The sequence below is a fragment of the Paenibacillus glycanilyticus NBRC 16618 genome, from assembly GCF_004000805.1.
In the GTDB taxonomy this organism is placed as follows: Bacteria; Bacillota; Bacilli; order Paenibacillales; family Paenibacillaceae; genus Pristimantibacillus; species Pristimantibacillus glycanilyticus.
This window is the reverse complement of record NZ_BILY01000001.1, coordinates 201736-216906: the sequence shown is the minus strand read 5'-3', so window position 1 is coordinate 216906 and position 15171 is coordinate 201736. Positions and strand designations below refer to the sequence as shown.

Here is a 15171-nt window from a genome sequence, read left to right as displayed (position 1 = left end):
TGTGCCCGCAGACAAGGGCTGGATTTGAAATTTGAATGATTCGTAAGTATTTAAACATAGGTTGCCTGCGGCAGCCTATAGCTTGACGTTGCTTCTATATGGACAATTGTTGTTTCTGCTGAGGCTATGTTTTGTCCCTATATGAATTGTGCCGGTTATCTATAACTTGACGGGTAATAGAGCCGAAATCCGGCAGGTTGCTGGAGCTGACGGGTAGAGCTAAACTTTCCTTGTTGTGTCAGTTACGATGTGACGGCTATATCCAATTAAGCAGGAGGAGACTATGTCCATTATGGATCAACTGCCTGAGCAGCTGCGGAAGCAGATAACAGGAGAATTGCTGTTTAGCGTAAAAACCGACCTGCTGTTCGACGGCCGCTTCGGAGAACAATGGCTGGCAGTGACGGACCAAGACATCAGGGTGTGGCAGAAAGATGGTTCGCCGGCTATTCAGTTTGCAGTAAGCGAATTGAAAGAAGCACGTGCTGTCGCAGCGGTAGGAGGTGGCATGCTGCTCGCGGATACCGTTGATTGTCCCGTTGTTATAGCGCGTTATACGGCAGCAATGACGCCGGTATTCAACTTCGCGGCAAAGCTGATCAGTGCGCTTGCGAAGAGAGAAGAACTGCCGGTATTATCGGAGCGAGATGTTCCTAAGCATTGCCCAACCTGCGGCAATCCGCTTCATGAAGGCACGAAGGTTTGCCAGCTGTGTATGAACAGCGGTAAAGCCGCTGCCCGGATGCTGCGCTATGCCAAGCCCTATAAAGGACATTTGGCAGCAGCGGCCTGCATGCTTATATTGACCACATTGGTTGAGTTGGTTCCGCCTTATTTGACAAAAGTCATTATCGACGATGTGCTTCAGGCCCAGAATAAGGGCTCTATATTATTGTTTCTTATTCTAGGGTTAGGCGTTACAACCTTGATGCTGTCCGTCATGCAGACTGTGCGAGGATACATCGGCGTATGGGTCGGCTCTAAGCTAATGGGGGATCTTCGCAAGGATATATACGGTTCTTTAATGCGTCTTTCCATCTCGTTCTTCGACCGCCGGCAAACCTCGCAGTTTATCGGGCGCGTGAACAGCGATTCGGAAGCGATGCGGCAGTTCATGACAGACGGGGTCGTCTTTGTGTGCGGAGAATCTTTGCGAATCGTCGCGATATTCGTTATTATGCTGAGCCTGGACTGGAAGCTGTCGCTATTTGCGCTGTTGCCCGTACCGGTCATGATCGCAGTGTCGATGACGATTTGGCCGAAGATTGGGCGCCGCTGGTACCAGCAATGGCGCTCCATCTTCCGCTTGAATACCCTTGTTGGCGATTCGTTGCAGGGTATCCGTGTCGTTAAAGCATTTGGCAGGGAACGGGAGGAGATGAACCGTTATGCAAGTGCCAATGTCGAAGTGGTTCGGAACAATATCCGGATGGAGGGACTATGGCAGTTCATGTTCCCGGCTTTTAATTTTATTGCGGGAATTGGGACGCTGCTCATCTGGTTTAACGGCGGTAACAAGGTGCTTCATGAGAATATGCAGCTTGGGGTTCTAATGGCTCTTGTCGCTTATCTCGGCATGTTGTTTGGACCTTTGCAATGGGTCAGCCAAATGATTAACTGGGCAAGCAATGCCATGGCTGCCGCCCACCGGGTATTCGAAATAATGGATACGCCGTCGGAAGTTCCGGAAGCTAATCAGCCAGCAGCTCTTGGGACCATTCAAGGTCTGGTTCGATTCGATAACGTCACCTATGGCTATGAGAAGCATCATCCTGTACTGAAAGACATCAATCTCCGGGTGAGGCAGGGCGAGATGATTGGCCTAGTGGGGCATTCCGGAGCAGGCAAGTCGACCTTTATTAATCTGATCTGTCGATTCTATGATACGGATGAAGGAGATATCTATATCGACGGTATCTCTATCCGGGAAATCAGCCAATCCGATTTGCGGAAGCAGATCGGCGTAGTGCTTCAGGAGACGTTCCTGTTCGACGGTTCCATAGCGGATAATATCGCATATTCGAAGCCGGATGCTTCGCCCGAGGAGATTATGCGGGCAGCCAAAATCGCAAATGCGCATGAGTTTATTGTCCGTCTGCCGGACGGCTACGACACGCGCGTAGGGGAACGAGGGCATAAACTTTCCGGCGGCGAGAAGCAGCGCGTGGCAATTGCAAGGGCCATTATCCATGATCCGCGCATTCTGATTCTGGATGAAGCTACAGCATCCGTTGATACGGAAACTGAACAGCAGATTCAGGAGGCGATCTCCCGGCTTATCCAAGGCCGGACGACATTCGCCATCGCCCACCGGCTGTCTACACTCCGCAATGCAGACCGGCTGGTCGTATTGGACCATGGCAAAATTGTTGAGGTCGGCACCCATGAAGAGCTTCTGGGCAAGGAAAAAGGGTTTTACCGCAAGCTTGTGGATGCGCAGAAAGAGCTGGCTCAGATTAAGGGGGTAGAAGGCTGATGGCAGACCTATACGATATCCGGATGTTTAAGCCGGAAGAGATCTACTTCAGCCGCGGCAAGGGCGGCGTTCTGCAAGGCGTGGTGGACGGTAAACCGTACGAAGAACTAGTTATCTACCGGACCTTTCCTTTCCGGTTTGCTTCCGAATATATTTCGGTAAGAACGACTGAGGGGAAAGAGCTAGGCATTATCCGCAATATTGCGGAATTGTCGGCTGAATGCGCAACTGAACTGGAGAAGGAACTTCAATTCCGATATTTTCTGCCTAAAGTACAACATATAACCAGCGTGAAGTTTAAGTCGGATTTGTGGATATGGGAAATCGAGACCCATCTCGGCGAAACGAGGCTGACGATGAGAAATCTGCACGAGCATCTTCAATTCCCGGGAGGCAACCGGATCGTTCTGACGGATATGAATGGCAAACGCTGCGAGATTGCCGATTGGCAAATCCTTGATGCCCACAGCAGGCGGCAGCTGGAAGATGTCCTTTAAATCTATTAATCAAAAAAAGAGAGGGGAACTTCCAATGAGCAGTACTATTATAACGAACCCGATTATTTGGGCGGATGTACCGGATATTGATATGATTCGAGTAGGAGACACTTTTTACATGGTTAGCACCAGCATGCACTCCATGCCCGGCTGTCCGATTATGAAATCTCGCAATCTGAAGGATTGGGAGATTGTCAATTACGTATTTGACAGGATCGAAGATCATGCTGCCCACAATCTAGCGGACGGCAAAGGTATTTACGGAAAAGGCTCCTGGGCATCCAGCCTGCGCTATCATAACGGAACCTTCTATGTCTGCTTCTCCAGTAACGATATGCAGCAATTTTATATTTACCGGACCGAAGATATTGAGAATGGAAAATGGGAACGCTCGGTGATCAAGGGGCTGCTGCATGATCCGGCACTCCTCTTCGACGAAGACCGCGTCTTTGTGTTCAGCGGCAATGGAGATATTTATATTACCGAACTAACAGCGGATGCAGCTTCCATTAAGCCTGACGGAATTCGTCAACTGCTGCTTGAAGGAGAGCGGGATGGCATTGGACTGCGTATTGAAGGCTGTCATGCTTATAAAATGAATGGTTATTACTATCTGTTCTTTATCGACTGGCCAAGAACCGGACATGGCCGACGCAGGGAGCTGTGCTATCGCTCCAAGGAGCTGCTTGGGCCTTATGAATATAAAGTCATCTTGGACGATGATCTCGGCTATCACAACAAGGGAGTTGCGCAAGGCGGAATCATCGACACACCGGCCGGTGATTGGTATGCCTTCTTATTCCAGGATCATGATGCGGTCGGACGGATTCCTTGCATCCTGCCTTTGACTTGGCGGGATGGCTGGCCGGTGATTGGCGACGGCGGCAAAGCGCCTGTAACATTTCAGACGAATTTACCGGAGTCGGTGTCTATGCCGCTCGTGATCAGCGATGAGTTTGATTATGAAGAGAACAAGCTGGCATTGAACTGGCAATGGAATCATAATCCGGACAATTCGCGCTGGTCGGTCACTGCCCGGCCGGGTTATTTACGATTGCAAACCGGCGATATCGTTGATCGTGTCGTATTGGCTCGCAACACGCTGACCCAGCGGACGGAAGGGCCGGCGTGCAGCGGAACAACGGTGCTTGATTTGTCCGCTATGAAAGACGGTGATTATGCCGGTCTTGTCGCACTGCAAAGCGGGTATGGCACAGTGGGCATACAAGCGGAGAACAATGGTGAGCGTTATGTCGTAATGGGGATAAACCGAGGCGACGGCGGAATGGAAGCCGTGGAAAAGCTTGAATATAACGGCAGCCGGATTTATGTGAGAATTGATTTTGATTTCCGCGACAGCATTGATCTGGCCTATTTTTATTATTCGGAGGACGGGGCAGAGTGGAAAGCGATCGGACGCCCATTGCAGATGAAGTACACGCTGGATCATTTCATGGGCTACCGGATTGGCTTGTTCAATTATGCAACCAAGCAATCCGGAGGCTATGTTGATTTTGACTACTTCCGTTATACAAGAATGGTTTAACAAGGCTCGGGTAGTAAAATTTCAAAGGAAGAAGAGGTGCGATTAAGCATGGAGAGTACAGTTAATAAGCGGGATAAGCAATCGTTAGCCGATGCATTTCAAAATGATTTTTTGATTGGTGCGGCGGTTAATCATCGCACGATCGTCAGCCAGAGCGAGCTGTTGAATCAGCACTACAACAGCATAACCGCGGAGAATGAAATGAAGTTTGAGAGCCTTCATCCTATGGAACAGCTGTACACCTTCGAGCGAGCAGATAAGATTGCGGGCTTCGCCCGTGAGAATGGCATGAAGCTTAGAGGCCATACGCTGGTTTGGCATAATCAGACGCCAGACTGGGTGTTTGAGGACGGTCATGGAGGAATAGCCGGCCGCGAGCTGCTGCTTGCCCGGATGAAGTCACACATTGAGACGGTCGTGAATCGGTACAAGGATACGATTTACTGCTGGGATGTCGTAAACGAAGCCGTGACGGATGACGGCGAAGAAAGCTTGCGTCCTTCCAAATGGCTGCATGGCATCGGACAGGATTACATCGAGCAGGCATTCCGCTTTGCCCATGAAGCCGATCCAAATGCTCTTCTGTTTTACAATGATTACAATGAATGCAACCCTGGCAAAAGAGAAAAGATTTACTCCCTCGTGAAAGCGCTGCTTGAAAACGGAGCTCCTATTCACGGCATCGGTCTCCAGGCGCATTGGAATCTGTTTGATCCGTCTTTGGATCTGATCCGGGAAGCTATCGAACGTTATGCTTCGCTTGGCTTAAAGCTGCAAATTACCGAGATGGATGTGTCCATGTTTGCTTTTGACGATAGACGAACCGATCTTACGGCCCCTACGGCTGATATGATTCGGCTGCAGGAAGAAAGATACAAGCAATTTTTCGAACTGTTCCGCGAATATAAGGACGTACTGACCAGCGTAACCTTCTGGGGAGCGGCGGATGATTATACCTGGCTGGATCACTTTCCGGTCAGAGGAAGGAAAAATTGGCCTCTTCTCTTCGATACGGAGCAGCGTCCAAAAGAAGTGGTTAAGGAGATTATTGGACAATAGAAGGAAGCTTAGAGTAAAGCACGTTCCAAATGGAACGTGCTTTTTTTGGCTTCGTAAGCTTGCGGCACTTTCTATACCTTGGCAGGTGTTATACCAAAAGCCGACAGGTTGTTGCCTCTTTCTGTTAGCACTACACTTTTTAAAGAAGGCAGAAATAGGGGCGTTAAAAGGGAAAGGGGGGAAGAATCATGCTGGCCAAGCAGGCAGAACAGGCAGTAACAATCGGAGAAACACTGCTTAAGGCAACAGGCATAAAGCGGGTATTCGGGAAAGGGAATGCCGGAGTTACGGCTCTGTCAGATATCCAACTTGATATTCCGGCCGGTTCCATGGTCGCGTTGAAAGGGCGTTCAGGCTCCGGCAAAACAACATTGCTTAATATTTTAAGCGCGCTTGATGAGCCCACTGAAGGGCAGGTTTTTTTTCAAGGGATAGAAATGACCGGCTTATCGGCCAAAGAGAGGAATGCCTTGCGCCGCAAGGAGATCGGATTGGTCTTTCAGTCGTTCGGGCTGATTCCGCTTATGTCCGCTTACGAGAATGTGGAGTTTGGGCTTCGGATAGCAGGCACGCAGGTGAAAGGGAACAAGGAAGCAGCCGAACGGGCTCTCGAACGGGTGGGCATGCGGGAGCGGATGAAGCATCGTCCGATGGAGTTGTCCGGTGGAGAGCAGCAGCGAGTGGCCATTGCGCGTGCCATTGCGCATGAACCTGCGCTTCTGATCGCAGACGAGCCCACTGCGGAATTAGACAGCCGAATGGGACTGCAGGTGATGCGGGTATTCAGGGATCTGGTTAACCGTTCCGGAATGACGATTCTGCTTACTACGCATGACCCGGGTATTATGGAGCTCGTCGATCATGTTATTGCATTGGAGGATGGAAAAATTGTATCCGAAACAACGAATCATGCGCCTCTTATCTAGCAGGGGAACAAAGCGGGCTGCTGTCTTTGCAATCATTGCATTAACACTGTCGGGCTGTTCTCTTCTTCCCCGCGAAGAAGCGGTACTGCAGCCACCGCTTATTCAGCCGGTTCAGGAAAAGCTTGATCTGGTGGAGGCAACTCGCGGCAGTATTCAAACCTCGCTGAAGGGTACGGCAACCTTTGTTTCCTCGAATGTGAAGACGCTGTCATTTACCGAATCGGGCGGACAGCTGAAATCCGTTAATGTCAAGCTTGGGCAAGAGGTGAAGGCCGGCGACCTGCTGGCTGAGCTGGAGACAGAGGATCTGGCGCTGCAGGTAAGGCTGCAAAAGCTGAGCGTAGAGCGGGTGCAGCTTCTGTATAGCGAAGCCGTGAGGGAGGGAGCTTCCGGAACAGACAAACGGCTCAAGGAAATCGACCTTGAACGGGAACAAATATCGCTGCAGGCCATGCAAAGCAGGCTTAACAAGTCGCAGCTGTACTCTCCAATCTCGGGAACGGTGATCTACGTCGATTCCATTAAAACGGGGGACCGCGTAAATGCCTATCAAACCATCGTTACGGTGGCCGACCCCTCCAGCATGCAATTGACTTATGTGGCATCGGATGCCAAGGATGTGCTTGGCGTGGAGGCAGGAATGCCCGTCAGCCTGAAGTACAAGGGAAAGGACTATACGGGTAAAGTGCTGCAGTCTCCATCGAGCGCTCCGGTCAGCACGGATCAGGCAAAGCCGAACGGCAATGCCGTAACCATTGTTATGGGGATCGATCATGCGCCAGACGGCATTCAAATCGGACATAGCGCCGATATGACCATTGAGCTTCAAAAACGCGAAAATGCCATCGTGCTGCCCCGTAAGGCGATCCGGTCTTACATGGGCCGGTCCTATGTACAGGTTGCAGACGGCGAGCGAAAAAAAGAAGTGGATGTCGAGGTGGGTCTAACAACCCCAACCGAGGTGGAGATCGTTAAGGGGCTTGAGGAAGGACAGCAGGTCATTCTGAACAATTGACGGTATAACGAAGCCTTGATGACAGGGCGCAAGAATGAGGTGTACGCATGGCATTATGGACAATGATTCTCCGCAAGATGGCAAACAACAAATGGCTTCAGCTGAATTTATGGTTTGGTCTGACCGTATGCGTGGCTCTTTTCAGCTCAATGCCGCTTTATTCGAATGCCATTCTAGAGAGGACTCTGCAGAAGGAGCTTCAGCTGGTCCAAAGCAAGAATTCCGTATATCCCGGTTACGTGCGGGTCAGCACATCGGTGTCTTCGACCAAGATGGATCAGAAAACGGCTCAGGCAATTGGACGCGCGGACCGGTACATTCAATCGATTCCCGAGCGGATGGGATTGGAGGCGCTGTCCTTTTATCAGCAGCGCTTCACCCAAAAGATGAAGGTGTACGGGGCGGATGCATCAGAGCAGGAGAAGAAGACGCAAAAGACAACGGGAGGCTTCAAATCGTTGTCCGATATGGAAAAGAGAGTGCATCTGATTGACGGCCGAATGCCGGTTGACCGCACGGACGGCTTGTTTGAAGCGGTGGTTACGCAAAAGTTTCTGAATTCCGTTAAACGCGATTTAGGGGAGGAACTTCTGGCGGAGACGGCGGATAAGCATTTGTTCCGGGTCATTCCGGTGGGGATTATCGATACCGATCCGGCAGCAGATCCGTATTTGCCTTTTCTGGCGACGGATGAGCCTGACGGATTTATCATTCCCTTCCAGCAATTCGAGCGCGAATTTATTGCGAAGGACGGCAAGGTAAGAGTATCCGACCTGGAATGGCGTTATGCACTGGACTACAAGCAGATGAGCATTGATAAGATCCAGGCATTTACCGAAGCCAATCGGGCGATTCGAAGTTATTTCCGCGGACGGCTTGGTTCCGCAGAGATTAATATTCCCGCGAATGAGACGATAGCCTCCTATCAAGGCAAGCAAGATAAACTTGATGTGATGATGCTGTCTTTGTATTCTCCGGTGATGCTCATGCTTGGTTTCTATCTGTATATGGCGGCAAATCTCGTCATTGAAAGGCAAAAAACGGAAATATCCGTGCTTCGAAGCCGAGGAGCCAGCCGGCTCCAGATTATGACGGCCTATACGCTTGAAAGCTTGGTGCTTGGAATTAGCGCGCTCGCCGTGGGTCCTTTTCTTGGCGTTACCTTCACGAAAGTATTGGGGGCCGCGAGCGGATTTCTTGAATTTGTGCAGCGCTCTGCTCTTGAGGTCAGCTTGACAAGCAATGCGTACAAGATTGCGGCCGCGGCTGTAGGCGGAGCGATCGTACTTATCCTGATCCCGGCGTTTCTCGCAACGCGGGTATCGATCGTCAGCCATAAGCAGCAGGCGGCAAGACTGACCAGGATCTCCTTCTGGCACAAGACAGGCATCGATGTTTTGCTTGCCGGCCTGGCTCTGTATCTGCTCTACAATTTCAATAACCGGCAGGAGGATTTGAAGCGTCTGGCCCTGAATTCGGATGACCTGCAGGTGGATCCGCTGCTGTTTTTAATGCCCGCGCTATTTGCGCTGGGAGCCGGACTGCTGGTGCTAAGAATTTATCCATGGTTTATTCGGCTTGTTTATTGGGTCGGGCGCAAGTGGTGGCCGCCGGCGCTGTACAACACGCTTATACAAATCAGCCGTTCTTCAGGCCAGTATTTGACGATCAAAGTATTTCTGATTTTGACGGTATCTACCGGTTTGTTCAGTGCCAATGCGGCCCGGACCATCAACGATAACATGGAAAGCAAAATCCAATATAACATTGGCGCAGATATGACCTTGACCACGCGATGGGAAAGCGACGCTCCTCCGCCAAGCCTGCAGGGGGCCGAGCTTCAGAATCAGATGGGAGACAATTCCGGCGAGAAGCGGGTGCAATATACGGAACCGCCATTCCAGCCTTTTCAAGAGCTCAGCGGTGTTGAAGCATCAGCCAAGGTATTCCGGAAGGAAGGGGCCAGATTCAGTGCAGGCAGCGCGAAAAAAACAAACGGCGCAGCTACGCTGGTTGGTATCGATACGAAGGATTTCGGTCAAACCGCCTGGATGAAGGACGGTCTTCTCGATTATCCGATCAACAGCTATCTGAATCTTATGGCGACCAATCCGAAGGCCGTTCTCATCTCGCGGTCGCTTGCTGACGCTGCAAAGGTAAAGCCAGGAGATCCGATAACCATTTATTGGGACGGACTGGATGAAGCCTTATTCACCGTCTACGGCATTATTGATTATTGGCCGGGCTGGAATCCGCTGCCTGCTGCTGCCGATGGTGAAGAAAAACCAACGAAGCCAAATCTGATCGTCGGCCATTTAAGCACGATTCAGAACCGGCTGGCTGTTGAGCCTTATGAAGTGTGGCTGAAGCTGAAGGACGGCGTTTCCAGCCAGTCCGTCTATGATCAATTGACCGCAGCCAAAATCAATGTGACCGGTCTGCATGACGCGAAGCAGGAGCTGATTACTTCCAAGAATGATCCGTTCCGCCTGGCCATCAATGGAGTCATGACGCTGGGCTTTGTCATATCCATGCTGATCAGCTTTTTTGGCTTCCTGTTGTTCTGGGTGCTCGCCTTATCCGGCCGAACGCTGCAATACGGGGTTTTGCGGGCAATGGGGATTCCATTCCCGCAAATTATCGGCATGCTGCTCAGCGAGCAGCTCCTTACCTCCGGCGCGGCCGTCATTATCGGCGTGTTAATCGGCAACATGACCAGCGAGCTGTTCGTCCCGCTTTTCGAAATGTCATTTGCGACGGCCGAGCAGGTTCCGCCATTCGAAATCGTCTATAAACTCAGCGATTATTTGCAGCTTTACAGTATCGTAGGCCTTACTCTCACGATTGGACTGCTTATACTTGGCTACCGGCTGTCCCGGACGCGGATTGCTCAGGCGCTGAAGCTGGGGGAGGAATAAACCATGATCAGATGCGAGGAGCTCGTCAAAATCTACAAAACCGCCGATCTCGAGGTGGTTGCTTTGCAAGGATTGGATATGCAGGTCGAAGACGGTGAGCTGATGGCAATCATCGGCAATTCCGGGAGCGGGAAGTCGACCCTGCTGAATATGCTGGGCGGTCTGGATAAGCCTTCTGCAGGCAGGCTGTTCGTAGACGGCAAGGATTTGCTGGCGTTCGGCGAAAAGGAGCTTGTGAAGTATAAACGAGAGACAGTTGGTTTTGTATGGCAGAACAATGCCCGCAACCTAATTCCTTATCTGACGGCTCTTGAAAACGTAGAGCTGCCCATTCTCCTGAAGGGGAGGCGGCGCAGAGCCCGTGCAATCGAGCTGTTGGAAGCGGTTGGACTTGGCCATCGCTTGAAAAACAAGCTCAGCGAGCTATCCGGGGGCGAGCAGCAGCGGGTGGCGATTGCCATCGCCTTAGCCAATGAGCCCAGGCTGCTTCTCGCGGACGAACCAACCGGCTCGCTCGACACAAAGACCTCTGAGCAGGTGCTGGATCTGTTCCGGAACCTCAATCAGACGCTTGGCATTACCGTTGTGATCGTCACGCATGACCCGCTGCTGGCCCGCAAGGTCGACAGGGTCGTGCAGATCCGGGACGGCAAAACCTCTGCGGAGATGATCCGCAGAGAATCGTATGCCGATGAGCTGGCACGGCTGGATGCCGAGCATTTGCAGGCCGAGCAGAAAAGCCATATCGAATATGCGGTTCTCGATAAGGCAGGACGTCTCCAGATTCCCGCAGGCTATTTGGATGCCGAGGGCTTCAAGGACAGCAACAAGGTGCGAGTTGAGATGGAGGAAGGGCGCATCATCCTTTATCCGCAGGAAATGATGCCATGATCCGCTCGTAAGGGCGGTTAATGGAATATACAAGAAAAGCGAAAGGTGAGGTGTATTAATGAAGAAACAAGGTTTGAAACGCTCTCTTTCAGGCGTGCTTGCCATTGCTGTGATGCTGGCTTCCTTGTCCTTGAGCATGCTGCCGAAGCAGGCGGAAGCGGCAGCAAGTACGGTGAAATTGACAACGGATTTTGAAGACGGCACGGTCCAAGGCTGGCATGGACGCGGAGGCAATGAAGTGCTGTCTGCCTCGGGAGTCGCTGCTCACACCGGGTCCTACGGTCTTCAGGTAACGGGCAGATCGCAAGGCTGGAATGGCCCGCAGCTCGATGTAACCTCCATGATGACGGAAGGGAAAACCTATGCACTTGCCGCGTGGGTCAAGCTTCCGGCAGGAACAGCTGCCTCATCGGTATCGATGACGGTTCAGCGTACAACGGACGGAACTACGAATTATGAAGGGGTTACCTCCGGGAATGTTACAGGAGACGGTTGGGTAAAGTTTAGCGGCCAATATCAATTGAAGCAGCCGATACAAAGCCTCTCCGTTTATTTTGAAGCATCCTCTAACCCGACACTGGATTTTTATGTAGACGATTTTTCGATCGAACAGCTTCCAGAACCGGAACCTATCGTTATCCAGCAGGATATTCCGTCCTTGAAGGATGTATTTGCCGATGATTTCAAGCTGGGAACGGCCGTATTGGTTAATGAAATCGAAGATCCGAACAGTCCGGATGCTCAATTGGTTAAAAAGCATTTCAATAGCTTAACTGCCGGCAATGAGCTGAAGTGGGATGCTACGGAGCCGCAGGAGGGGCAGTTCAACTTCACGCGCTCGGACAAAATTGTTGATTTTGCGGTGGAGAACGGTATTGCCATGCGCGGTCACACGCTGATCTGGCATTCTCAGACACCAAGCTGGGTGTTCTACGATGAGAATGGAAACCTGGCAAGCAAAGAGCTGCTGTTTGCCAGGATGAAGCGTCATATCGACGCTGTCGTTGGCCGTTACAAGGGCAAGATCTACGCATGGGATGTTGTGAACGAAGTGCTTGAGCCAGGCGATAAACAGCCGGGCGGTCTCCGCAACAGCTTATGGTATAAGATCGCGGGAGAAGAATTTATCGAGAAGGCATTCGAATACGCGCATGAAGCGGACCCAAATGCGAAGCTGTTTATCAATGACTATAATACGAATATGCCGGAGAAGCGGCAGGATTTGCATGACTTAATCAAACGTCTGAAGGATAAAGGCATTCCGGTTGACGGCGTTGGCCATCAGACGCATATCGGCATTGAGTATCCGCAGGTTCAAGAGCTCGATGACATGATACAGGCGTTCACGGATTTGAATATTGAGCAGCAAATAACAGAGCTGGATATGAGCGTCTATACCAATGACAATGATGCTTACGAGACATTCCCATTGGAGCTTCAAGTAAAACAAGCGAAGCGGTATAAGGAAATTTTCGATGTATTCAGGAAGCACGCAGATCAGCTGACCGCCGTTATTTTCTGGGGCAAGGACGATTTAAATACGTGGCTGCGCACCTTCCCGGTCGACCGCAATAACTGGCCGCTGCTGTTCGACGAACGGCTTCAAGCGAAATATGCCTATTGGGCACTGGTAGATCCAAGCAGGCTTCCGGTAGACATTCAGAATACATCGGCGGCAAATGCCGTTGCGGAAATTGACGGCAAGCTGGAGGATGCCTGGAACAGGTCGCCTTACGTCTCCGTTAAGAGCGAAGGAACGGCTGTCGCCAAGTTCAAGTCGCTGTGGGATTCACGCTACCTTTATCTTACGGTTGACGTGACGGATCCAAGCACGAACGGAAATGATGCGGTAGAAGTATTCATCGACGGCAATAACGGTAAAACAACCTCTTACGAAGCGGATGACAAGAAATATACGTTCCGCCGGAGCGGAGCAAATCCGGGTAAGCCTGCTGATTACAAAGCCGTTAAGCTAGCCGACGGTTACCGGATTGAAGCGGCTATTCCGGTTGATGGCCTGTCGCTGAATAACAAGCTAGGATTTGATGTACGCATTGTCGATAAGGCGGGCAGCACAGTAACAAAAACCTCCTGGAACGACAGAACGGGGTCGCAAGATGCCGATACGTCCAAATATGGCGTTTTAACCTTAATAGAAGGTCCGCAATATACGGAAGCTCCAATGGGATCGCCCGTTGTTGACGGCAATATAGATTCCCTCTGGAGCAAGGCAAACGTCATTACGACAGACCGCTGGGTGCAGGGAACAAACGGGGCTACGGCAAAGGTTAGGACGCTCTGGGATGGAGGACGTTTATATATTCTTGCGGAAGTGACGGACTCATTGTTATCCAAGAAAAGTCCTAATGCGTGGGAGCAGGACTCTGTAGAAATATTCATCGATCAGAACCAAGCTGCAACTGCGAGCTATCAAGCGGATGATGGGCAATACCGGATCAACTTTGACAACGAGCAAAGCGTGAATCCCGGCTCTTTAAGCGGAAATCTGGTATCTGCGGTAAAACGCACCGCTGATGGTTATCTGGTAGAAGCCTCCATTAAATGGAACGGCACGCCTCCGGCAGCCGGGGACATCATTGGCTATGATGTTCAGGTGAACAACGATGAAGACGGCGATGGGGATCGTGACAGCGTGGCGATTTGGAATGACCGTACAGGGCTGTCCTACACGAACACTTCCGGCTTTGGCCTATTGAAGTTGTCGGGAACAAAGTAAACGAGCGCAGCGCCAAAAAGCTTTCCGTTAATTCGGAAAGCTTTTTGTTCTGGCTTCAATGAGACCTATGGGAAAAACCGGTCAAAGTCCGGGACTTAAGGATAAGTCCAAAGACATGTCCGGTTTTTTATCGTTTGCAAGCGCTTACCGAAATAAAGATTCCTATAAACTCATTAGGCATAGATCGTACTTTGCTTGCGGTACTCATTAGCGCTTGCTCCCGTGTATTCCTTGAATTTCTTATAGAACCAGTCAATTTCCGTGTAGCCTACTTCATTGGCAATCTCGTAGATCCTCATATCCGTTTTCTCCAGAAGGAGCTTTGACTTCTCCATTCGCTGCTGAAGAAGATATTCGTTAAACGACATGTTTTCCTGGTCTTTGAATTTCTGGCCAAGATAGGCACAGTTGAAATGCAGCATGTTCGAGATTTTTTTCAAGGTAATATTCTCATGCATATGCTCCTGGACGTATTGCTTGACGAGATCAATGATGGATGGATTCCGGCTTCTTTTATTCTCGTAACTTAAGGTTAACCGTTTGGAGTGAACGGATTGAAGGTCAAGCTCTTTCTTTACCTTGCACAAGCTGGCAGCCAGATCTTCCGGCTGTACGGGATCCGCTATGTAATCGCTTACTTGAAAGGCCATTGCTTTTCTTAGCAGCTGGAAATCATGACTGCCTCCCAAAAGAATAATAGAGACACGGCTAAGCTCGCGGATTTGTTCGCAGAGCTGCATTCCCGCAGCCTGTGAAGGTTTAAGATCTATAAGAATGAGGTCGAACATCCGAGTGCCAAGAAGAGCTTGAGCGTCAGAGAGAGAATCCGCATAGGCATGAAGCTGGAAGCCATGCTGCTCCCATGGAAGCAGCAGTCTGGTTTCCTCTCTCGAAATCTTGTCGGGCTGAACAAGTAATGCTTTATACATAAAGCTGAACCTCGCTTTCCGTAGGATTGTCTCTGACGGATTATGGTTTTTATTATTGTTCATGACCCCAGCAGGTGACAATGTGCATTTCTTTATCCATCATCCATTTGTTTACCTCTTCGCAACAATGCATCCCGGGAGCCCGCATTATTCCTCGAAACCTATAAATTGACAGGT

General features: G+C 50.6%; 10 protein-coding genes. 9 read left to right on the top strand and 1 reads right to left on the bottom strand.

Translation table 11 applies throughout. The features are described 5' to 3' along the window. Nucleotides 1-292 precede the first annotated feature (292 nt). The 9 genes from PGL01S_RS00800 to PGL01S_RS00760 all read left to right on the top strand — a co-directional run bounded on the left by PGL01S_RS00800 (nucleotide 293) and on the right by PGL01S_RS00760 (nucleotide 14065). Nucleotides 293-2476, top strand: a complete 2184-nt coding sequence (locus tag PGL01S_RS00800) for an ABC transporter ATP-binding protein (RefSeq protein ID WP_244935466.1) — start codon at nucleotides 293-295, stop codon at nucleotides 2474-2476. Next, the gene (locus tag PGL01S_RS00795; RefSeq protein ID WP_127490668.1) at nucleotides 2476-2973 is read left to right on the top strand and encodes a DUF1854 domain-containing protein; all 498 of its coding nucleotides are present in this window, start codon (nucleotides 2476-2478) and stop codon (nucleotides 2971-2973) included. Before PGL01S_RS00800 ends, PGL01S_RS00795 begins: the two co-directional genes overlap by 1 nt. A 34-nt stretch (nucleotides 2974-3007) precedes the next feature. Then, complete coding sequence (locus PGL01S_RS00790; protein WP_127490667.1) at nucleotides 3008-4519, top strand: glycoside hydrolase family 43 protein; 1512 nt, start codon at nucleotides 3008-3010, stop codon at nucleotides 4517-4519. Nucleotides 4520-4567: 48 nt separating this feature from the next. After that, nucleotides 4568-5578 carry an endo-1,4-beta-xylanase gene (locus PGL01S_RS00785; RefSeq protein WP_127490666.1) on the top strand — a complete coding sequence of 337 codons (1011 nt, stop codon included), beginning with the start codon at nucleotides 4568-4570 and terminating at the stop codon, nucleotides 5576-5578. A gap of 188 nt (nucleotides 5579-5766) precedes the next feature. Beyond that, the gene (locus PGL01S_RS00780) at nucleotides 5767-6504 is read left to right on the top strand and encodes an ABC transporter ATP-binding protein (protein WP_127490665.1); all 738 of its coding nucleotides are present in this window, start codon (nucleotides 5767-5769) and stop codon (nucleotides 6502-6504) included. Then, nucleotides 6467-7519, top strand: a complete 1053-nt coding sequence (locus PGL01S_RS00775) for an efflux RND transporter periplasmic adaptor subunit (protein WP_127490664.1) — start codon at nucleotides 6467-6469, stop codon at nucleotides 7517-7519. Before PGL01S_RS00780 ends, PGL01S_RS00775 begins: the two co-directional genes overlap by 38 nt. 47 nt (nucleotides 7520-7566) lie before the next feature. After that, nucleotides 7567-10437, top strand: coding sequence for an ABC transporter permease (locus PGL01S_RS00770; RefSeq protein ID WP_127490663.1), 2871 nt, complete (start codon nucleotides 7567-7569; stop codon nucleotides 10435-10437). Nucleotides 10438-10440: 3 nt separating this feature from the next. After that, complete coding sequence (locus PGL01S_RS00765) at nucleotides 10441-11328, top strand: ABC transporter ATP-binding protein (protein ID WP_127490662.1); 888 nt, start codon at nucleotides 10441-10443, stop codon at nucleotides 11326-11328. Between the two features lie 58 nt (nucleotides 11329-11386). Next, nucleotides 11387-14065, top strand: a complete 2679-nt coding sequence (locus tag PGL01S_RS00760; protein WP_127490661.1) for an endo-1,4-beta-xylanase — start codon at nucleotides 11387-11389, stop codon at nucleotides 14063-14065. Between the two features lie 173 nt (nucleotides 14066-14238). Here PGL01S_RS00760 and PGL01S_RS00755 read toward each other — a convergent pair whose 3' ends face one another. Beyond that, the gene (locus PGL01S_RS00755) at nucleotides 14239-14994 is read right to left on the bottom strand and encodes a response regulator transcription factor (RefSeq protein ID WP_127490660.1); all 756 of its coding nucleotides are present in this window, start codon (nucleotides 14992-14994) and stop codon (nucleotides 14239-14241) included. Nucleotides 14995-15171: the final 177 nt, after the last annotated feature.

Bases quoted from the DNA above. Each gene is read 5' to 3' on its own strand.
- PGL01S_RS00785 (WP_127490666.1), top strand. From the start codon at position 4,568: ATGGAGAGTACAGTTAATAAGCGGGATAAGCAATCGTTAGCCGATGCA.
- PGL01S_RS00790 (WP_127490667.1), top strand. From the start codon at position 3,008: ATGAGCAGTACTATTATAACGAACCCGATTATTTGGGCGGATGTACCG.
- PGL01S_RS00765 (WP_127490662.1), top strand. From the start codon at position 10,441: ATGATCAGATGCGAGGAGCTCGTCAAAATCTACAAAACCGCCGATCTC.
- PGL01S_RS00800 (WP_244935466.1), top strand. From the start codon at position 293: ATGGATCAACTGCCTGAGCAGCTGCGGAAGCAGATAACAGGAGAATTG.
- PGL01S_RS00780 (WP_127490665.1), top strand. From the start codon at position 5,767: ATGCTGGCCAAGCAGGCAGAACAGGCAGTAACAATCGGAGAAACACTG.
- PGL01S_RS00795 (WP_127490668.1), top strand. From the start codon at position 2,476: ATGGCAGACCTATACGATATCCGGATGTTTAAGCCGGAAGAGATCTAC.
- PGL01S_RS00770 (WP_127490663.1), top strand. From the start codon at position 7,567: ATGGCATTATGGACAATGATTCTCCGCAAGATGGCAAACAACAAATGG.
- PGL01S_RS00755 (WP_127490660.1), bottom strand. From the start codon at position 14,994: ATGTATAAAGCATTACTTGTTCAGCCCGACAAGATTTCGAGAGAGGAA.
- PGL01S_RS00760 (WP_127490661.1), top strand. From the start codon at position 11,387: ATGAAGAAACAAGGTTTGAAACGCTCTCTTTCAGGCGTGCTTGCCATT.